This is a genomic window from Marisediminitalea sp., assembly GCF_984433645.1.
This window is the reverse complement of sequence record NZ_CFIDRX010000034.1, coordinates 15,500-30,209: the sequence shown is the minus strand read 5'-3', so window position 1 is coordinate 30,209 and position 14,710 is coordinate 15,500. Positions and strand designations below refer to the sequence as shown.

Below are 14,710 nucleotides of genomic sequence, written 5' to 3'. Positions count from 1 at the left end.
AAGGCGTGAGAGTACGAGTGGACAGTGACAGCGCACTGGATATCAGCCAACCATTAACGTTAACCATTCAGGCTAATGCAGACAGCCCGACGATAACCTTGTTCGGGCAGATCACCCATGTCCAGCATGAAGCAGAGCGCACACCCGCAGCTACCGTGCTAGGTATGCAGCTCACTCATATCCCATTGGAAGACTTAGGCGCGTTACGTCGGCTATTGCTGCTCAATAGCGGAGAACAGGACATGGACACCAACGAACTAATGATTCTGCTCGACCATATTGCCGACGCACTGCCGGGCGCATCCTGACCCGTCCTACTCCAGCGCTTCAAGCGCCTCACTTAACTTGGTAACGGGAATGACTTTCAACCCGTTTATAGGTTGTTTTGGGGCATTCGCCTTCGGCACGATAGCGCGCTTGAAGCCATGTTTCACCGCTTCGCTTAACCGCTCACTGCCGTTGGGAACAGGCCGGATTTCACCTGCCAGACCCACTTCTCCAAAAACAATAAGATCGCGGGGTAACGCCCGGTTGCGAAAGCTTGAAATCATCGCAACCAGCAGGGCTAAGTCGGCTGCAGTTTCCGCCACTTTAACGCCGCCCACCACATTGACAAATACGTCCTGATCGTTCATTTGCACGTTGCCGTGGCGATGCATCACTGCCAACAACATGGCTAAGCGGTTCTGCTCAAGCCCTACCGTAACCCGGCGTGGATTATTCAACGGGGAATAGTCCACCAATGCCTGTATCTCAACCAATAGTGGCCGGGTGCCTTCCCATATCACCATCACTACGGAGCCAGGCGCCTGATTTTCATTTCGACTCAGGAAAATAGCAGAGGGATTCCCCACCTCTTTAATGCCTTTCTCGGTCATCCCGAAAACACCCAACTCGTTCACCGCACCAAAGCGGTTTTTATGGCTTCGCAGAGTCCGGAAGCGACCATCGCTTTCCCCTTCCAGCATCATGGAGCAGTCGATACAGTGCTCCAGTACTTTCGGTCCTGCCAGACTGCCGTCTTTGGTAACGTGGCCAACAATAAACATGGCAATATGATGCTGTTTGGCAAACCGGGTAAGGTACGCCGCGCTTTCCCGCACCTGAGATACACTGCCGGGCGCTGACTGTACGTCACTGACATGCATTACCTGAATGGAGTCGATAACCATAATTTGCGGCTTTTGTTTTAACGCTAAATCACAAATCAGTTCAACATTGGTTTCTGCCAGCATCATTAGTTTGTCGTCGGGTAGGCCCAAACGTTTGGCGCGCATGGCGACCTGCTGCAGCGATTCTTCGCCGGTCACATACAAGGCAGATTTGCCGACGGCCTGCTGACACATCACCTGCAATAGCAAGGTACTCTTGCCGGCCCCAGGCGAGCCACCGATCAGAATCGCTGACCCCGGCACAATGCCGCCGCCAAGTACTCTGTCGAGTTCTTTGAAACCCGACCCGAAACGCGGTAAGTCCTCAACATTGATTTCGTTCAGTACCTGAACCTGACTAGTGGTTTGCCCAGCGTATCCGGCTAAATTACCCCGCGCGGAGGACTTAGCAGGACTGACCACAAATTCAGAAATAGTATTCCAAGCCTTACATTCCGTACACTGGCCCTGCCAGCGAGGAAATTCAGCACCACAATCAGAACAGACAAAGGCAGTTTTACGTTTAGCCATAAAATTGGTTGGTTTCCTTTTGGATACGTATTAATCTGGGATTCAATACAAAGGCATGTTCATTACCAGTGCGACAGGAAGGCGCAAACCGCGTTCCCATTGATTTCTCGTTAATTAATATCCAGCACTTGCCGATAAAAACGGTAATATAACAAAAACCTTCAGGGTAGACAGCAAGACCAAAGATATGAATCAGGATTTATCACAGTACGCGTCGGTCATTGAGCAACTCAAGCCCATGGTGAAAGAACCTGAGTTTAATCAGGTGTTGCAACAAATTGCCTCGCACATTCCAAAAGAAAAGCGTTTCCTGATCAAAATGGAGGTAAAGCGCCTCGCCCGCCCTTGTTTGCGCGCCATTGATTTACGCGGCCAGGTTGACGGCCAGTGTAAACTCTATGAATACAATGGTATCAAGCACTACCTCGACGACGTTGCGATCGAAGTGTTTGAACAACAAGTACGAATTTTCGGGCTGTATTGCTTCGGCGTTTACGAAGCCGTTATGGCAACGGAGAACAACTTCAGAGTTATTCGGGAAAAGGCAGAAGCCCGCAACGAAAAAGAACAGGAAGTGGCTGAAAAGCCGAAGAATAGCCTGACACAATTTGATGTTATCAATATCGGATTATTAGACTATGCCAAGCGAAACGAAGAACGTATGAACTTCGCTGTGGCGCTGGAGATTTTCACTGAAACGAATAACAGCCTGCGTGCAACCAGTGTGGATATTTCGTCTCACGGTCTGAAAATAAAGCTCTCGAAAGAACAACTGTTTAAACCCGGTGAAAAAATCGGCGTGTACTTTCGAGGCCTGGAAACAGAGTATTCTCTGGACAAGAAGCAAGCCATTAAATACCAGGTGGTGAGTATCTCCAGAAAGCAGGAGCACCAGTTCCTGCAAATGAAACGCTTGGCCGATGCCCCGAATAATGCATTTGACCAGTTCATCGACAAGTTTATTCACGGCAATAAGCGCCGCTATAAAGTGAATATGGACAACACCGTTGATGCCATCATCAACAAGTCGTGTGAACAGTACTTTTCACCCAGTTGTCCGACCCTGCCTGTCTATATTGACGTAAATGAAGGCAGAGCCCTGCCCCGCTTTGCGATGGCCAATGAACTCAACCGACATATTCTGGGCTACTGGAATGACGAGGAAGACGAACTCCGACTGGGCTATCTTCTAAATCAGGAGCGTATTCAATACCTGATTGAAAGTAAGGAAGACGTCCCTACGCTGTTTATTTACGCGTTTAACCATATTCAAAACGGCAAGGTCTATTTTTATTCCGCCAGTCATATCGATCTGGCCCGCCATGAAAAGTTGCGGAATTTATTTTTAGGATTTGGTGCCCGCAAGGTCAGCTGGCGGGTCTTTAAAATGAGCCTGAGCAACATGTCTCCTAAGCAGGCTTATGCGCCGCTGTCGCTGCCCGACGAAGTGGGCACCAAAGTGAAGCGACAAAATGCAAAACCGGCCCCGCGGTTGATGGCAAAACTCAAAAACCTGGCCTATATCGCGCAGATCACCGACATTACATCCGACGCCGAGCAACTGCTGTTCAGTCAGATAAAAATCGATCGCAGCCAGTTAAAAGCGCTTAAACTATTCGGTCACGCCCGCAATCGTCCGCCCTTCCCGGTAAAAGCATTTCGCTACAAGTTTCATGAACAGCGTATGGAAACCCGCTATTTATTGCGGACCTCCGTAAATTTGCATGCCCGAGGGCAAACCATTACCGGCGTGAGTGAAGACATTTCCATTAATGGTTTACGTATCGAAATTGAAGGTGAGTATCACGGTGATGTAAATATGCGCGTAGTACTGGCGTTCCCGAAACTGCAGGAATTGACCAGTAAATTCGATGTATCAAACCTGCAATACCGTGTGGTGCATGTGAGCGGTGACAAAAACATTTTACACTTGCGCACTGTCGCCGGTGAAGACGGGTTATCTGCCCGCACATTTTTTGCCGAACTCATTAAGAGCAATAAAGCGTCGCTAAAGACCTACCCGGATGAAGAAGAAATCCCCGGCATTGGCCATGCCTTGCGGTGTATTAATGCGAAAAACCCGGCAACATTAGCATTTGTGTTGTCTAAGACAAGCGGACGCTACCATCCTCAGGTGGGTGTTCTGGGCGAGACCAGCCCCAGACTCAAAAACCTGTGCGGGCACTTTGCAGAACAGAATAAACTGAACCTGGAAGTATTTTTCCGCGATCGCCATTTAGATGCTCCCTTTATTCAGCAGGCTATCAAACAGGTAAAAACAGAGCACCAGCCGGTCATGCGAGAGCTGTTTGTTGCGTTTAAACCTACTGAAAAGGATCCTCGCGCCGCTATCGATGCGCGCTACGAACATCGCTTTAGTTCCCACGAAGCACAAAAACAATTTATCGCCGATACACTAAAAGACGGCCAATTCATTGCTATGTCTGTATCGGTAACGACCACCGGCAAACCCGATCTGGAAATGCTTCAGTCGGAAATTAATTACATTGGCGTTTATGCCATTCACCGTGCTAAAGAGCTGGAAGAGCGTTTGTGGAGTATTGGTGCTTGCGTCCACGCTGTCGATATTACCGATGAGGTATTATTGCGCTTTGGATTTGATTTACAGGAAGTGCAGGCTAACTATCAAACACCCAGCCAGCACGCTATTGAGCCCAGTGGTATTAAGGCCTTGTTAAAAAGCGGCTAGTACAAAGCCGCTTTGCTACGGAAAGCAGCAAGAGGTAGCCAGACAGCAAATGCCTGGCTACATTAGAGTACGAGTTACTCCCACTCCGCGCCTGTGGCTGCCGTCTCTGCATTTTGCTTAGACGGAGCGTCTGCCACCATTGCTTCGGTAGTCAGCATCAAGCCCGCAATAGAAGCCGCATTTTGAAGTGCTGTACGCGTTACTTTTGTGGGATCAAGAATCCCCATATCCAACATATCGCCATATTGCTCACTCTGCGCGTTGAAGCCATAGGTTCCTTCATTCTGCCGCACCTGAGACAGGACAACACTTGACTCAAGACCTGCGTTAGTGACGATTTGGCGGAAGGGTTCTTCCATTGCCCGCACGGCAATATTCACACCCAGCTTTTGCTCTTCATTCGCTACACTCAAGTCAGCCTTGGTCACTGCCTGTGCAGCGCGAATTAGGGCAATCCCCCCGCCGGGTACGATCCCTTCCTCAACGGCTGCTCGCGTGGCGTGTAATGCATCGTCTACCAGGTCTTTTTTCTCCTTCATTTCAACTTCGGTAGCCGCACCTACTTTAATCACCGCGACGCCACCAGCCAATTTAGCAATGCGTTCTTGCAATTTTTCTTTGTCATAATCAGAGGTCGACTTGTCTATCTCCTGACGCAATTGCGCAACACGCGATTCGATATCTGCCTTATCTCCCTGACCGTCAACAACGGTAGTGTTGTCCTTACCTATTACGACACGCTTAGCACTGCCCAATTGTTCCAGTTCAACCTTTTCAAGGCTCAGGCCTACGTCTTCGCTTATCACGGTTCCCTTGGTAAGAATTGCCAGGTCCTGCAACATGGCTTTGCGGCGATCGCCAAACCCGGGAGCCTTAACGGCAGCCACTTTCAGTATGCCGCGCATGTTGTTCACTACCAGTGTCGCCAGCGCCTCTCCTTCCATGTCTTCAGCAACAATGACTAGCGGTCTGCCAGCTTTGGCTACAGCTTCGAGCAGCGGTAAGAGTTCGCGGATTTGTGTCACTTTCTTATCGACCAGCAGCAGGTAAGGGTTATCCAGCTCTACCTGCATTTTCTCGGTATTCGTCACAAAGTATGGAGACAGGTAGCCCCTGTCAAACTGCATACCTTCAACAACCTCAAGTTCATTGTGTAACGATTTTCCTTCTTCTACTGTAATGACACCATCACGGCCTACACGCTCCATCGCTTTGGCGATGATTTCACCAATATCATCATTCCAGTTCGCAGACACTGTTGCGACCTGACGAATCGATTTGTTGTCGCTACATGGACGAGACAGGTTGTGCAAATGTTCAACGGCATTCGTAACGGCTGCATCAATACCCCGCTTCAGGTCCATGGGGTTAATACCTGTCGCTATGGCTTTATGACCTTCCCTCACAATAGCCTGGGCCAACACGGTGGCAGTTGTCGTCCCATCACCGGCAACATCAGCGGTTTTAGACGCAACTTCTTTGAGCATTTGCGCCCCCATATTGGCAAATTTGTCTTTCAGCTCGATGTCTTTGGCAACCGACACCCCATCTTTAGTAACACGAGGAGCGCCATAACTCTTTTGCAGAACCACATTTCGACCTTTTGGACCAAGCGTGGCTTTTACTGCATCAGCCAGCACGTTTACACCAGACAGCATGCGTCCACGTGCGTCATCTGAAAACTTAACGACTTTTGCACTCATGCGGCTTTCTCCTGTTCAACGTCTTCTTCAACTACAGCAAGAATATCCTGCTCTTTAATGATCAACACTTTGTCGCCATCAAGGCTAATTTCAGTTCCGGCATATTCGCCAAACAGTACCTGGTCGCCCGTTTTCACTGCCAGCGTTGCCGTTGTGCCATCATCGAGTAACTTTCCAGGCCCAACTGCGAGCACTTCGCCACGAGTTGACTTACCTGCGCTTTTATCAGGAATAACAATTCCCCCGCTGGTTTTGGTTTCAACGGGTAATCTGCGAACAACCACGCGGTCATACATAGGTCGTATACGCATTGCTTTTTTCTCCAAAAAAGTTGAACTAACAGATAGTATTTCTGGGTTATATGCACCCAATCCAGCAAATAAGGTCACGCCGTTTTTGTTTCAATAGTGAGAATTTGTAACTTTTTTTTATAAAAAAATAATTTTTAAGAATAAAAAATCATCTGCAAATAAGGCAGTTATGCGTTAACGTTAAAGTGTTCAATAGCGAAACTGAGGTGACTATGCAACAACAGCCAAACCTTATTTTTGAACAACAACTTTCCAATTATTTTCGTGAACAACTGGAAGAATTGGCCAACATGTTTGAGCCCTCCCCGCAGGAAGATACGCTTTGGTATATTGGCAACCTGCTGGCGCGTTTCGGAAATAGCAGTACACTATACAGTTATCAGGATGGGCGTTTTGGAGTGCGTCCCCTCGCTTTGCTTTACAAGGACGCTTTGGACACTCCAATTGCGCGCCAACGTTGTTTGTTTTTACGTCAACTAGGCGACCTGGCGTTATTTATAGGGGCTTTGTTTCCGCAAAATTACGCCCGCCGGGGGATTAAAAAAGATTATTTTGTAGGAATGGGAACCGCTGCATACGATTACCTGTCGATACACGCCAGAGACTACCAACATGTATTTGCTGAACTAGCCACCACGTTCCATGACATGCTGGAACTGGTTGCTCGCGCAGGGAATAGACAGCAAGGTTTTGATATGTCCGATATTTTGGCGGTGTATGAACGTTGGAGGAAAAGTGGCGACCCGTTTTTAGCGTCTCAACTGGCGAAAATGGGTATCCAGCTCACCCCTGATACGCCGTCTCAATAACGCTAACCCCGCTATCAGTGGCGCGCGCCGTATTTACAATGGCGCGCTCCGACTAGTACGCATGGTTTGCGATAATTAGATGTTGCTTACGGGCACAAATACGCCAGCATGGCATCTAATCCGGAATAACGGATAGCGGCATCAGCCTGGGCATTCACAATAGGCTTGGCTTCAAATGCAACGCCCAGCGCGGCAACGTCCATCATTTTAAGGTCGTTGGCACCGTCGCCCATCGCAACCGTCTGGTGCATAGGAATATCCCACTGCGCTGCCAACGCTTTCACCGTTTCGGCTTTTACTTCTGCATCAACGATATCACCAATGACGTTACCGGTAAGCACGCCATTTTCCTCAGCCAGCACGTTGGCCCGACTGGCATCAAGACCAAGTCGCTCTTCCAGATAACCGGCAAAGTAGGTAAACCCGCCTGAAGCAATAGCCACTTTCCAGCCATTTGCCTTGAGCACTTCCAATAATTTAGACAAGCCCGGCATTAACGGAATACTGTTTCGGATCTGCGCTAACTGACTAACCTGCACACCGTCCAGGCACGCTACGCGGGAAATCAAACTATCTTTAAACGCCAACTCGCCACGCATTGCCTGCTCAGTTACGGCTGCAACCTTGTCCCCAAGACCCGCCAGCTTCGCGATCTCATCAATGCACTCAATCTGAATAACCGTGGAATCCATGTCCATGACCAACAAGCCGGGTTCAGAAAGTTTCGGGGTATGCTCAAGCAGTGCAATTTCGCAGTGATGCTGTTCTGCTGTTTTGGCAATAACGGCTTTTACCAGCTCATCGTCTTCGCAGCTATGGTCAACCGCAGCGACCACAACGGTGTGATTTAACAGTTCATCAAATGGGTGCAATGAGAAGCTGTGCACGCTCAGTGCGGCTGACAGACTTTGCTGAATATCAGCTACCTGTTGAAGCGTTAGCGCCTGACTTTGAATGACTAATCTTGCATCGGTACTGCGGCCCTGGACCTGCTGTAATTGAGCGGAAGATTGATCCCAACTAAGATTCTGATACTCTGCTAACACAGAACGAAGGAAAGCAGCACTGTTTAGTGCAGGCTCAGCTATGACGAGTGGTTGCAAAATGATGGGTCCTGTTTGACTAACAACAAAATGTGCCCAATCCTAACGGATCAGCGCCGCCGGTGAAATCCTTCCACTACATTAATTTCAGTGTTTTTCGCTATATGACATATATAAAATCTGCTTTTCATACGCCAACACGGGTACTAACAAAACTTTCGCGCCGTTCCTGGTTATTCGGCATTGTGGTTTTGTTGACAGGCTTTCTGTTAAGTATGTCGCTAATTTCTCCTTCGGCTCCCACTTCTCAGGCAGAAAAACTGGTAGTTCATTACACCGCTCTGCTAGCACAAAGCACACAGGAAAATGACACTGATGCGCTAAATCGAACCTTGGCGACTTTGATGTTAGAAGAGTCAGTAATAGCTGCCAGTGTTTTCAGTCCTGCAGGAGAGCAACTGGCCCACAGTGGCAAGGTTGACACTTTCGTTGGCATGGTCAGAACTGAACCGGCTTTGCAGTCGGTATTTACCCCAATAATTTCGGAAGATACGCAACAGGTCGTGGGTTATTTATCTATCCTTTACCGCCCAAACACCGACAGATAATTCTTACTGGTAACCTCGTCAATCTCTTCCACCGAGGTGTACTTCAATTCAGCAAGAGCCTGACACACGTCAGGCAAATACACAGGGGCATTGCGCTCACCTTGTCTGCCGCACATGGGCATATCCGGTGCATCAGTCTCAAGCAGCAGGCTCTCCAAAGGGAGTTTGGCTATTGTTTGCCGCGTCTTTTGTGCTCTGGGATAGGTAATTGTGCCGCCAACACCAATGCAAAACCCCAAATCCGTATAGGCCTTCGCTGCTTCCAGGCTACCAGAGAAGGCATGTATCACACCACCGTATTGAAAGCGGCAGCGTTTTAGGGACTCAATCAGTAAATGGTGGGACTTTCGATGATGCAGTATCACCGGCAGCTGATATTGAGTAGCCATCGACAGCTGTTTTTCAAACACCTGTTGTTGGCACTGGATTGGCGTGGTTAGACTGGCATCGATGCCGATTTCGCCCAGTGCCACCAATGATGCTGTTGATTGTTTGAGGCGCGCATCGAGACGAGCCAAAACCGGCTCTGCATCGTCAGGTAAGAAATAGGGGTGAAGCCCGAAAGCGATGTCTATTTCAGCAACAGTTTGCGTCATGGCAAGCTGCTTATCCCAACCCGCTTCAGTGGTGCCTGGCACCAAAAAGCGTGTTACGCCCCTGGCTTTGGCAGCCTCAATTTGTTGCAGCCAGTCGTTGTCAAAGGCAGCGAGATCAAGATGGCAGTGCGAGTCGATCATGGCCTGAATAACACAACAGCACTAGGGCATAAGTCGCTGTGTTAACCAACCTGCTTCTGCATCAAATCGATATTCGAAGCGATCGTGCAGCCGATCTTCTCCACCCTGCCAGAACTCAATTTGTGAGGGTTTTACTTTGAAGCCGCCCCAGAAATCCGGTAACGGAATATCTTTATTGGCAAATTTATCTTTCATTTGCTTGAACTGCGTCATCAGCAATTCGCGGCTCGATATCGGCTGACTTTGCTGTGACGCCCATGCGGCTAATTGAGAATCTTTCGGACGGGACAGGAAATACTTTGCATTTTGTGCCACAGACAGCTTTTCTGCTACGCCACAAACACGTACCTGCCGCTCCATGAAAAACCACGGGAAGTGCAGTGATATTTTGGGGTTCTCAGCCAGTTCTTTGGCCTTGCGACTACCCAGATTGGTGTAAAACACAAAGCCGTCGTGGTCATAGTCTTTCAGCAGCACGATACGTTGGGAGGGTTGACCACTGGCGTCTACAGTGGCGACTGTCATTGCCGTCGGATCGGGGATCTTCGCGTCGATTGCTTCGCCTAACCATTGCTTAAACAAGTCAATGGGGTGCTGCGTTAACGCCTCTTCGGTGAGTCGCCCCATGGAATACTGACGTCGCATATCGGCAATCGACATGAATTTCTCCTAACTTACGCTTAGTCTTCGCCGTACCCTAGTGAACGCAGGGCGCGTTCATCATCAGCCCAGCCAGATTTTACTTTTACCCAAAGTTCTAAAAACACTTTGTTGTCGAACAAGCGCTCCATATCCAGTCTCGCCTGCTCGCCAATAGTTTTCAGGTGCTTCCCGCCTTTCCCGATCACCATGCGTTTCTGTGTTTCCCGTTCAACCAGAATCAATCCATTAATTCTGTATACCCCGTTCTCAGCCAGCTTAAACTGCTCTATTTCCACGGTAGTGGAATAAGGCAGCTCATCGCCCGTGAATCGCATCAGTTTTTCGCGAATAATTTCGGCGGCCATAAAGCGGCTTGAGCGGTCGGTTATGTAGTCTTCCGGGAAATAAAACTCGCTCTCTGGCTGACGTTTACGCACCAGTTCACGCAAGCGATCAACCTGTTTGGTTTGCTTTGCGCTCAGCGGAATGATTTCGTCAAAGTCATGCTTTTGCTGCAGTACCTGTAAATGCGCAATCAAGTCGTCAGGATTAGACACTTTGTCTTGCTTGTTCACCACCAGAATGCACGGTAACCCTGACTGTTTTACTTTGGTCAATACCATGTCATCGTCGTCGTTCCAACGCGTACCCTCAACCACAAATAAAATCAGACTGACTTCACCTAATGAGCTTGCCGCCGCCCGGTTCATTAAGCGGTTTATGGCGCGTTTTTCTTCGCTGTGCAGCCCCGGTGTATCAACATACACAGTCTGGCAATCACCATCGGTATCAATACCCAGAATACGGTGACGGGTAGTTTGCGGCTTGCGTGAAGTAATACTGACTTTTTGCCCTAGCAAACGGTTCAGCAGTGTTGATTTACCCACATTTGGGCGGCCTACGATAGCAACCAGGCCACAACGGGTATTGCCTTGTGGCGAATCAGGTAATTCAGGCTGTTCAAAATCAGTCATTCATTAATGTCTCTAATGCCAGATTAGCGGCTTGTTGCTCGGCTTTCCTGCGACTGCTTCCCACCCCTTCCAGCGGTGAGTTCAGGTTGGCGACCTGACAATGCACAACAAATGTTTGCGCGTGGTCTTTACCCGTTATTTTCACTACTTCATAAACCGGCAGCGGCAGTTTGCGTGACTGCAAAAACTCCTGAAGACGGGTTTTAGCATCTTTCGGATGCTCATTAGGATCGAGTTTATTGATCCTGCTTTTCCAGAGGTGCAGCACGACTTGTTCGGTTTGCTCGAGTCCGGCTTCAAGATAAATAGCGCCAATAATCGCTTCCATGGCGTCGGCAATGATGGAACTGCGGCGATGCCCACCGCTTTTCAGTTCACCCGGGCCAAGGTTCATCAGTTCGCCGACATCTGACTCTCTGGCCAATTCAGCCAGTGTATCCCCTTTTACCAGGGTTGAGCGCATGCGGGTTAACTTGCCTTCCGGTACCTGCGGAAACTTGTCGTAGAGCTCTCTGGCGATGATCATGCCAAGCACAGCATCACCCAGGAATTCCAGCCGTTCGTTGTGTTGTTTGGCTGCACTGCGGTGTGTAAGCGCCTGCTTCAGCAGCCCGGTATCCTTAAATTCATAGCCTAGCTGGCGAGACAGTTTTGCGTATGGGTTAATCCCTTGCATTACTGAATGCCACCAACACGGCTAAAGCGAACACCTGATGGGATCCAGGACGGCACCCAACTGCTAGCCGGGCGGTCGAACTCAAAGCTGATCCAAATAGCAACCGCTTTGCCTACCAGGTTTTCATCGGGCACAAAGCCCCAGAAACGACTGTCACGGCTGTTGTCGCGGTTGTCACCCAATACAAAATACTGCCCTTCAGGCACGATCCACTCGTTCATTTTTGTACCGGGCTGCGTGTAAAACTCACGCGGGCTCGCTTCACCGGTGGGGTGCTGCAGAATATCGTGAGAAACCTCACCCAATTGCTCTGTCATGCGCTTCAACGGCGCCAGGTGTTGCACGAACTCACCGCTGCTAACAAATTCTTGCGGCATGACCTTAAATTCTTCACATTGGCTACCCGATTCACAGGCCGGCTTTATGTAAACCTGCTTATTGCGATAGACCACAGTGTCACCCGGCATGCCGACCACACGTTTGATGAAGTCAACATTGGGGTCTTCCGGGTATTTGAATACCACAACATCACCGCGTTCCGGGGCACCGGTTTCAATAAACTTGTGACGGAAAACCGGATCTTTCAAGCCATAGGCGTATTTTTCGACCAGGATAAAATCACCGACCAACAGGGTTGGCATCATGGAGCCAGATGGGATCTGAAACGGTTCGTATAAAAACGAACGCAACACCAGAACAAAGGCGATAACCGGGAAGATTTGCTGGGCAGTGTCTACCACGTAGGGCAATTTGTCATCGGGTTGTAACGCAGATTCACCTAAACCGGAAACGGCCACACCGCGTTCGCGACGTTTAGGGCCGAAATATACGGCGTCCAACAACCAAATCAAACCCGAACCTAATGTCAGGATCACCAGCAAAATCGAAAAATAATTAGCCATTACTTAGATACCTTAAGTACTGCAAGGAAGGCATCCTGTGGCAACTCCACATTCCCTACCTGCTTCATCCGTTTTTTACCTTCCTTCTGCTTCTGCAACAGCTTCTTCTTACGGCTCACGTCACCACCGTAACACTTAGCGATAACGTTCTTGCGTAACTGCTTCACTGTGCTTCGCGCAATGACATGGTTACCAATTGCGGCCTGAATAGCAATATCAAACATCTGCCGCGGGATTAACTCGCGTAGTTTTTCGACTAATTCCCGTCCGCGGTAAGGGGCATTCTCTTTGTGCGTGATGACCGCCAGCGCGTCGACACGTTCACCGTTGATCAGAATGTCCAGTCGAACCATGTCCGATACCTGGAATTTCTTGAAGTTGTAATCCAGCGATGCAAAGCCCCGGCTGGTTGATTTCAGGCGGTCAAAGAAGTCCAGAACCACTTCGGCCATAGGCAACTCGTAGGTCACCGCAACCTGTTTTCCGTGGTAACTCATGTTGGTTTGAACACCACGCTTCTCAATACACAGGGTAATAACGTTTCCGAGGAATTCCTGTGGAACCAGAATGTTGGCCTCAACAATCGGCTCGCGCATTTCTTCGATGTCGTTAACTGCAGGGAGCTTTGACGGGTTGTCTACCTGAATGGTCTCGCCATCGGTTTTCAGTACTTCGTAAATTACCGTGGGTGCCGTGGTGATCAAGTCAAGATCGTACTCTCGCTCCAGACGCTCCTGAATGATTTCCATATGCAGCATACCAAGGAAGCCGACGCGGAAACCAAAACCCAGCGCAGCAGAGCTTTCTGGCTCGTAGAACAATGAGGCATCGTTCAGGCTGAGTTTTGCCAGCGCATCGCGGAAGTCTTCGTAATCGTCTGAGCTTACCGGGAACAAACCAGCATACACCTGAGGCTTCACTTTCTTAAAGCCGGGTAGCGGTTTTTCAGCCGGATCTTTTGCCAGTGTAATAGTGTCGCCCACTGGCGCGCCGTGAATTTCTTTGATACCAGCGATAACAAAGCCTACTTCACCGGCTTTCAGTACCGTGCGTTCCAGCGCTTTAGGCGTGAACACTCCGATTTTATCGACCTGGTGAACCTGCCCGTTGGACATAATTTTGATTTTGTCTTTTACGTTCAGCTGGCCTTCAACAATACGTACCAATGACACAACGCCCTGGTAATTGTCGAACCACGAATCAACGATAAGCGCCTTGAGTGGTGTATCCAGCTCGCCTTCTGGTGGTGGAATTTGCTTAACGATAACTTCCAGCACGTCTTCAATACCCAGACCCGTTTTAGCCGAACAGCGCACGGCGTCTATCGCATCGATACCCACAATGTCTTCGATTTCTTCGGCTACGCGCTCTGGCTCAGCCTGAGGCAAGTCAATTTTGTTCAGGATAGGCACAACTTCCATATCCATGTCGATAGCGGTGTAGCAGTTGGCTACGGTTTGCGCCTCAACACCCTGCCCGGCGTCGACCACCAACAGTGCACCTTCACACGCGGCCAGTGAACGCGATACTTCGTAGCTGAAGTCCACGTGTCCGGGAGTATCGATGAAGTTAAGCTGATAGGTTTCGCCGTCGCGAGCTTTGTAATCCAGTGTTACGCTTTGCGCTTTGATGGTAATTCCCCGCTCCCGTTCCAGATCCATTGAATCCAGTACCTGAGCGGCCATTTCACGATCCGACAAGCCACCACAGTGTTGAATAAGACGGTCTGACAACGTGGATTTTCCGTGGTCGATATGGGCAATTATCGAGAAGTTTCTGATGTGCTTATGTTGCATAATGCTTGGAAATTACCTGCAAAAAATTAATCTAATGTCTGTACCGGCGCTGGTTCAACGCGGGCTATAATGGGCTGAGCTTCGGTTGAAGTCAGGGTCACAGACACATATTCAAGG

General features: G+C 49.3%; 14 protein-coding genes. 4 read left to right on the top strand and 10 right to left on the bottom strand.

Features of this window, described 5'->3' with window-relative positions:
• A partial coding sequence (locus tag AC4MRN_RS06770) for a hypothetical protein (protein ID WP_491202845.1) occupies window positions 1-308 on the top strand: 308 nt, incomplete at its 5' end.
• Window positions 309-314: 6 nt separating this feature from the next.
• Here AC4MRN_RS06770 and radA read toward each other — a convergent pair.
• Window positions 315-1,682 (bottom strand): DNA repair protein RadA, encoded by a 1,368-nt coding sequence (gene radA, locus AC4MRN_RS06765; protein WP_491202844.1) that lies wholly within the window; start codon window positions 1,680-1,682, stop codon window positions 315-317.
• A 187-nt stretch (window positions 1,683-1,869) separates the two neighbouring features.
• Between radA and AC4MRN_RS06760 the strand changes: the two genes are divergently transcribed.
• Entirely contained in the window at window positions 1,870-4,392 is a 2,523-nt protein-coding gene (locus AC4MRN_RS06760) for a PilZ domain-containing protein (RefSeq protein ID WP_491202843.1), read from the top strand.
• 74 nt (window positions 4,393-4,466) lie between these two features.
• On the opposite strand, the gene groL is transcribed toward AC4MRN_RS06760, so the two are convergent.
• Complete coding sequence (gene groL, locus AC4MRN_RS06755; RefSeq protein ID WP_490402297.1) at window positions 4,467-6,095, bottom strand: chaperonin GroEL; 1,629 nt, start codon at window positions 6,093-6,095, stop codon at window positions 4,467-4,469.
• Complete coding sequence (locus AC4MRN_RS06750; protein ID WP_073323867.1) at window positions 6,092-6,406, bottom strand: co-chaperone GroES; 315 nt, start codon at window positions 6,404-6,406, stop codon at window positions 6,092-6,094. The genes groL and AC4MRN_RS06750 overlap by 4 nt, the downstream gene beginning before the upstream one ends.
• 212 nt (window positions 6,407-6,618) lie before the next feature.
• Between AC4MRN_RS06750 and AC4MRN_RS06745 the strand changes: the two genes are divergently transcribed.
• Complete coding sequence (locus AC4MRN_RS06745; RefSeq protein ID WP_073323868.1) at window positions 6,619-7,215, top strand: hypothetical protein; 597 nt, start codon at window positions 6,619-6,621, stop codon at window positions 7,213-7,215.
• An 86-nt stretch (window positions 7,216-7,301) separates the two neighbouring features.
• On the opposite strand, the gene serB is transcribed toward AC4MRN_RS06745, so the two are convergent.
• On the bottom strand, window positions 7,302-8,318 hold the full coding sequence (gene serB, locus AC4MRN_RS06740; protein ID WP_491202842.1) for a phosphoserine phosphatase SerB: 1,017 nt from the start codon (window positions 8,316-8,318) through the stop codon (window positions 7,302-7,304).
• Window positions 8,319-8,533: 215 nt separating this feature from the next.
• Here serB and AC4MRN_RS06735 point away from each other — a divergent pair, with 215 nt between their 5' ends.
• A complete protein-coding gene (locus tag AC4MRN_RS06735; protein ID WP_491202841.1) occupies window positions 8,534-8,866 on the top strand; it encodes a hypothetical protein in 333 nt (110 codons plus the stop codon).
• Here the strand turns inward: AC4MRN_RS06735 and AC4MRN_RS06730 are convergent.
• The 6 genes from AC4MRN_RS06730 to lepA are packed head-to-tail and all read right to left on the bottom strand — an operon-like array spanning window position 8,842 to window position 14,593.
• Complete coding sequence (locus tag AC4MRN_RS06730) at window positions 8,842-9,603, bottom strand: TatD family hydrolase (protein ID WP_491202840.1); 762 nt, start codon at window positions 9,601-9,603, stop codon at window positions 8,842-8,844. The two genes, AC4MRN_RS06735 and AC4MRN_RS06730, sit on opposite strands and share 25 nt — an antisense overlap.
• Window positions 9,604-9,624: 21 nt before the next feature.
• Entirely contained in the window at window positions 9,625-10,263 is a 639-nt protein-coding gene (pdxH, locus tag AC4MRN_RS06725; protein ID WP_491202839.1) for a pyridoxamine 5'-phosphate oxidase, read from the bottom strand.
• Between the two features lie 20 nt (window positions 10,264-10,283).
• The gene (gene era, locus AC4MRN_RS06720) at window positions 10,284-11,219 is read right to left on the bottom strand and encodes a GTPase Era (protein WP_491202838.1); all 936 of its coding nucleotides are present in this window, start codon (window positions 11,217-11,219) and stop codon (window positions 10,284-10,286) included.
• Window positions 11,212-11,895 carry a ribonuclease III gene (rnc, locus tag AC4MRN_RS06715; protein ID WP_491202837.1) on the bottom strand — a complete coding sequence of 228 codons (684 nt, stop codon included), beginning with the start codon at window positions 11,893-11,895 and terminating at the stop codon, window positions 11,212-11,214. Before rnc ends, era begins: the two co-directional genes overlap by 8 nt.
• Window positions 11,895-12,797, bottom strand: coding sequence for a signal peptidase I (gene lepB / locus AC4MRN_RS06710; protein WP_491202836.1), 903 nt, complete (start codon window positions 12,795-12,797; stop codon window positions 11,895-11,897). Before lepB ends, rnc begins: the two co-directional genes overlap by 1 nt.
• Window positions 12,797-14,593, bottom strand: a complete 1,797-nt coding sequence (gene lepA / locus AC4MRN_RS06705; protein ID WP_490402302.1) for a translation elongation factor 4 — start codon at window positions 14,591-14,593, stop codon at window positions 12,797-12,799. The genes lepB and lepA overlap by 1 nt, the downstream gene beginning before the upstream one ends.
• Window positions 14,594-14,710: the final 117 nt, after the last annotated feature.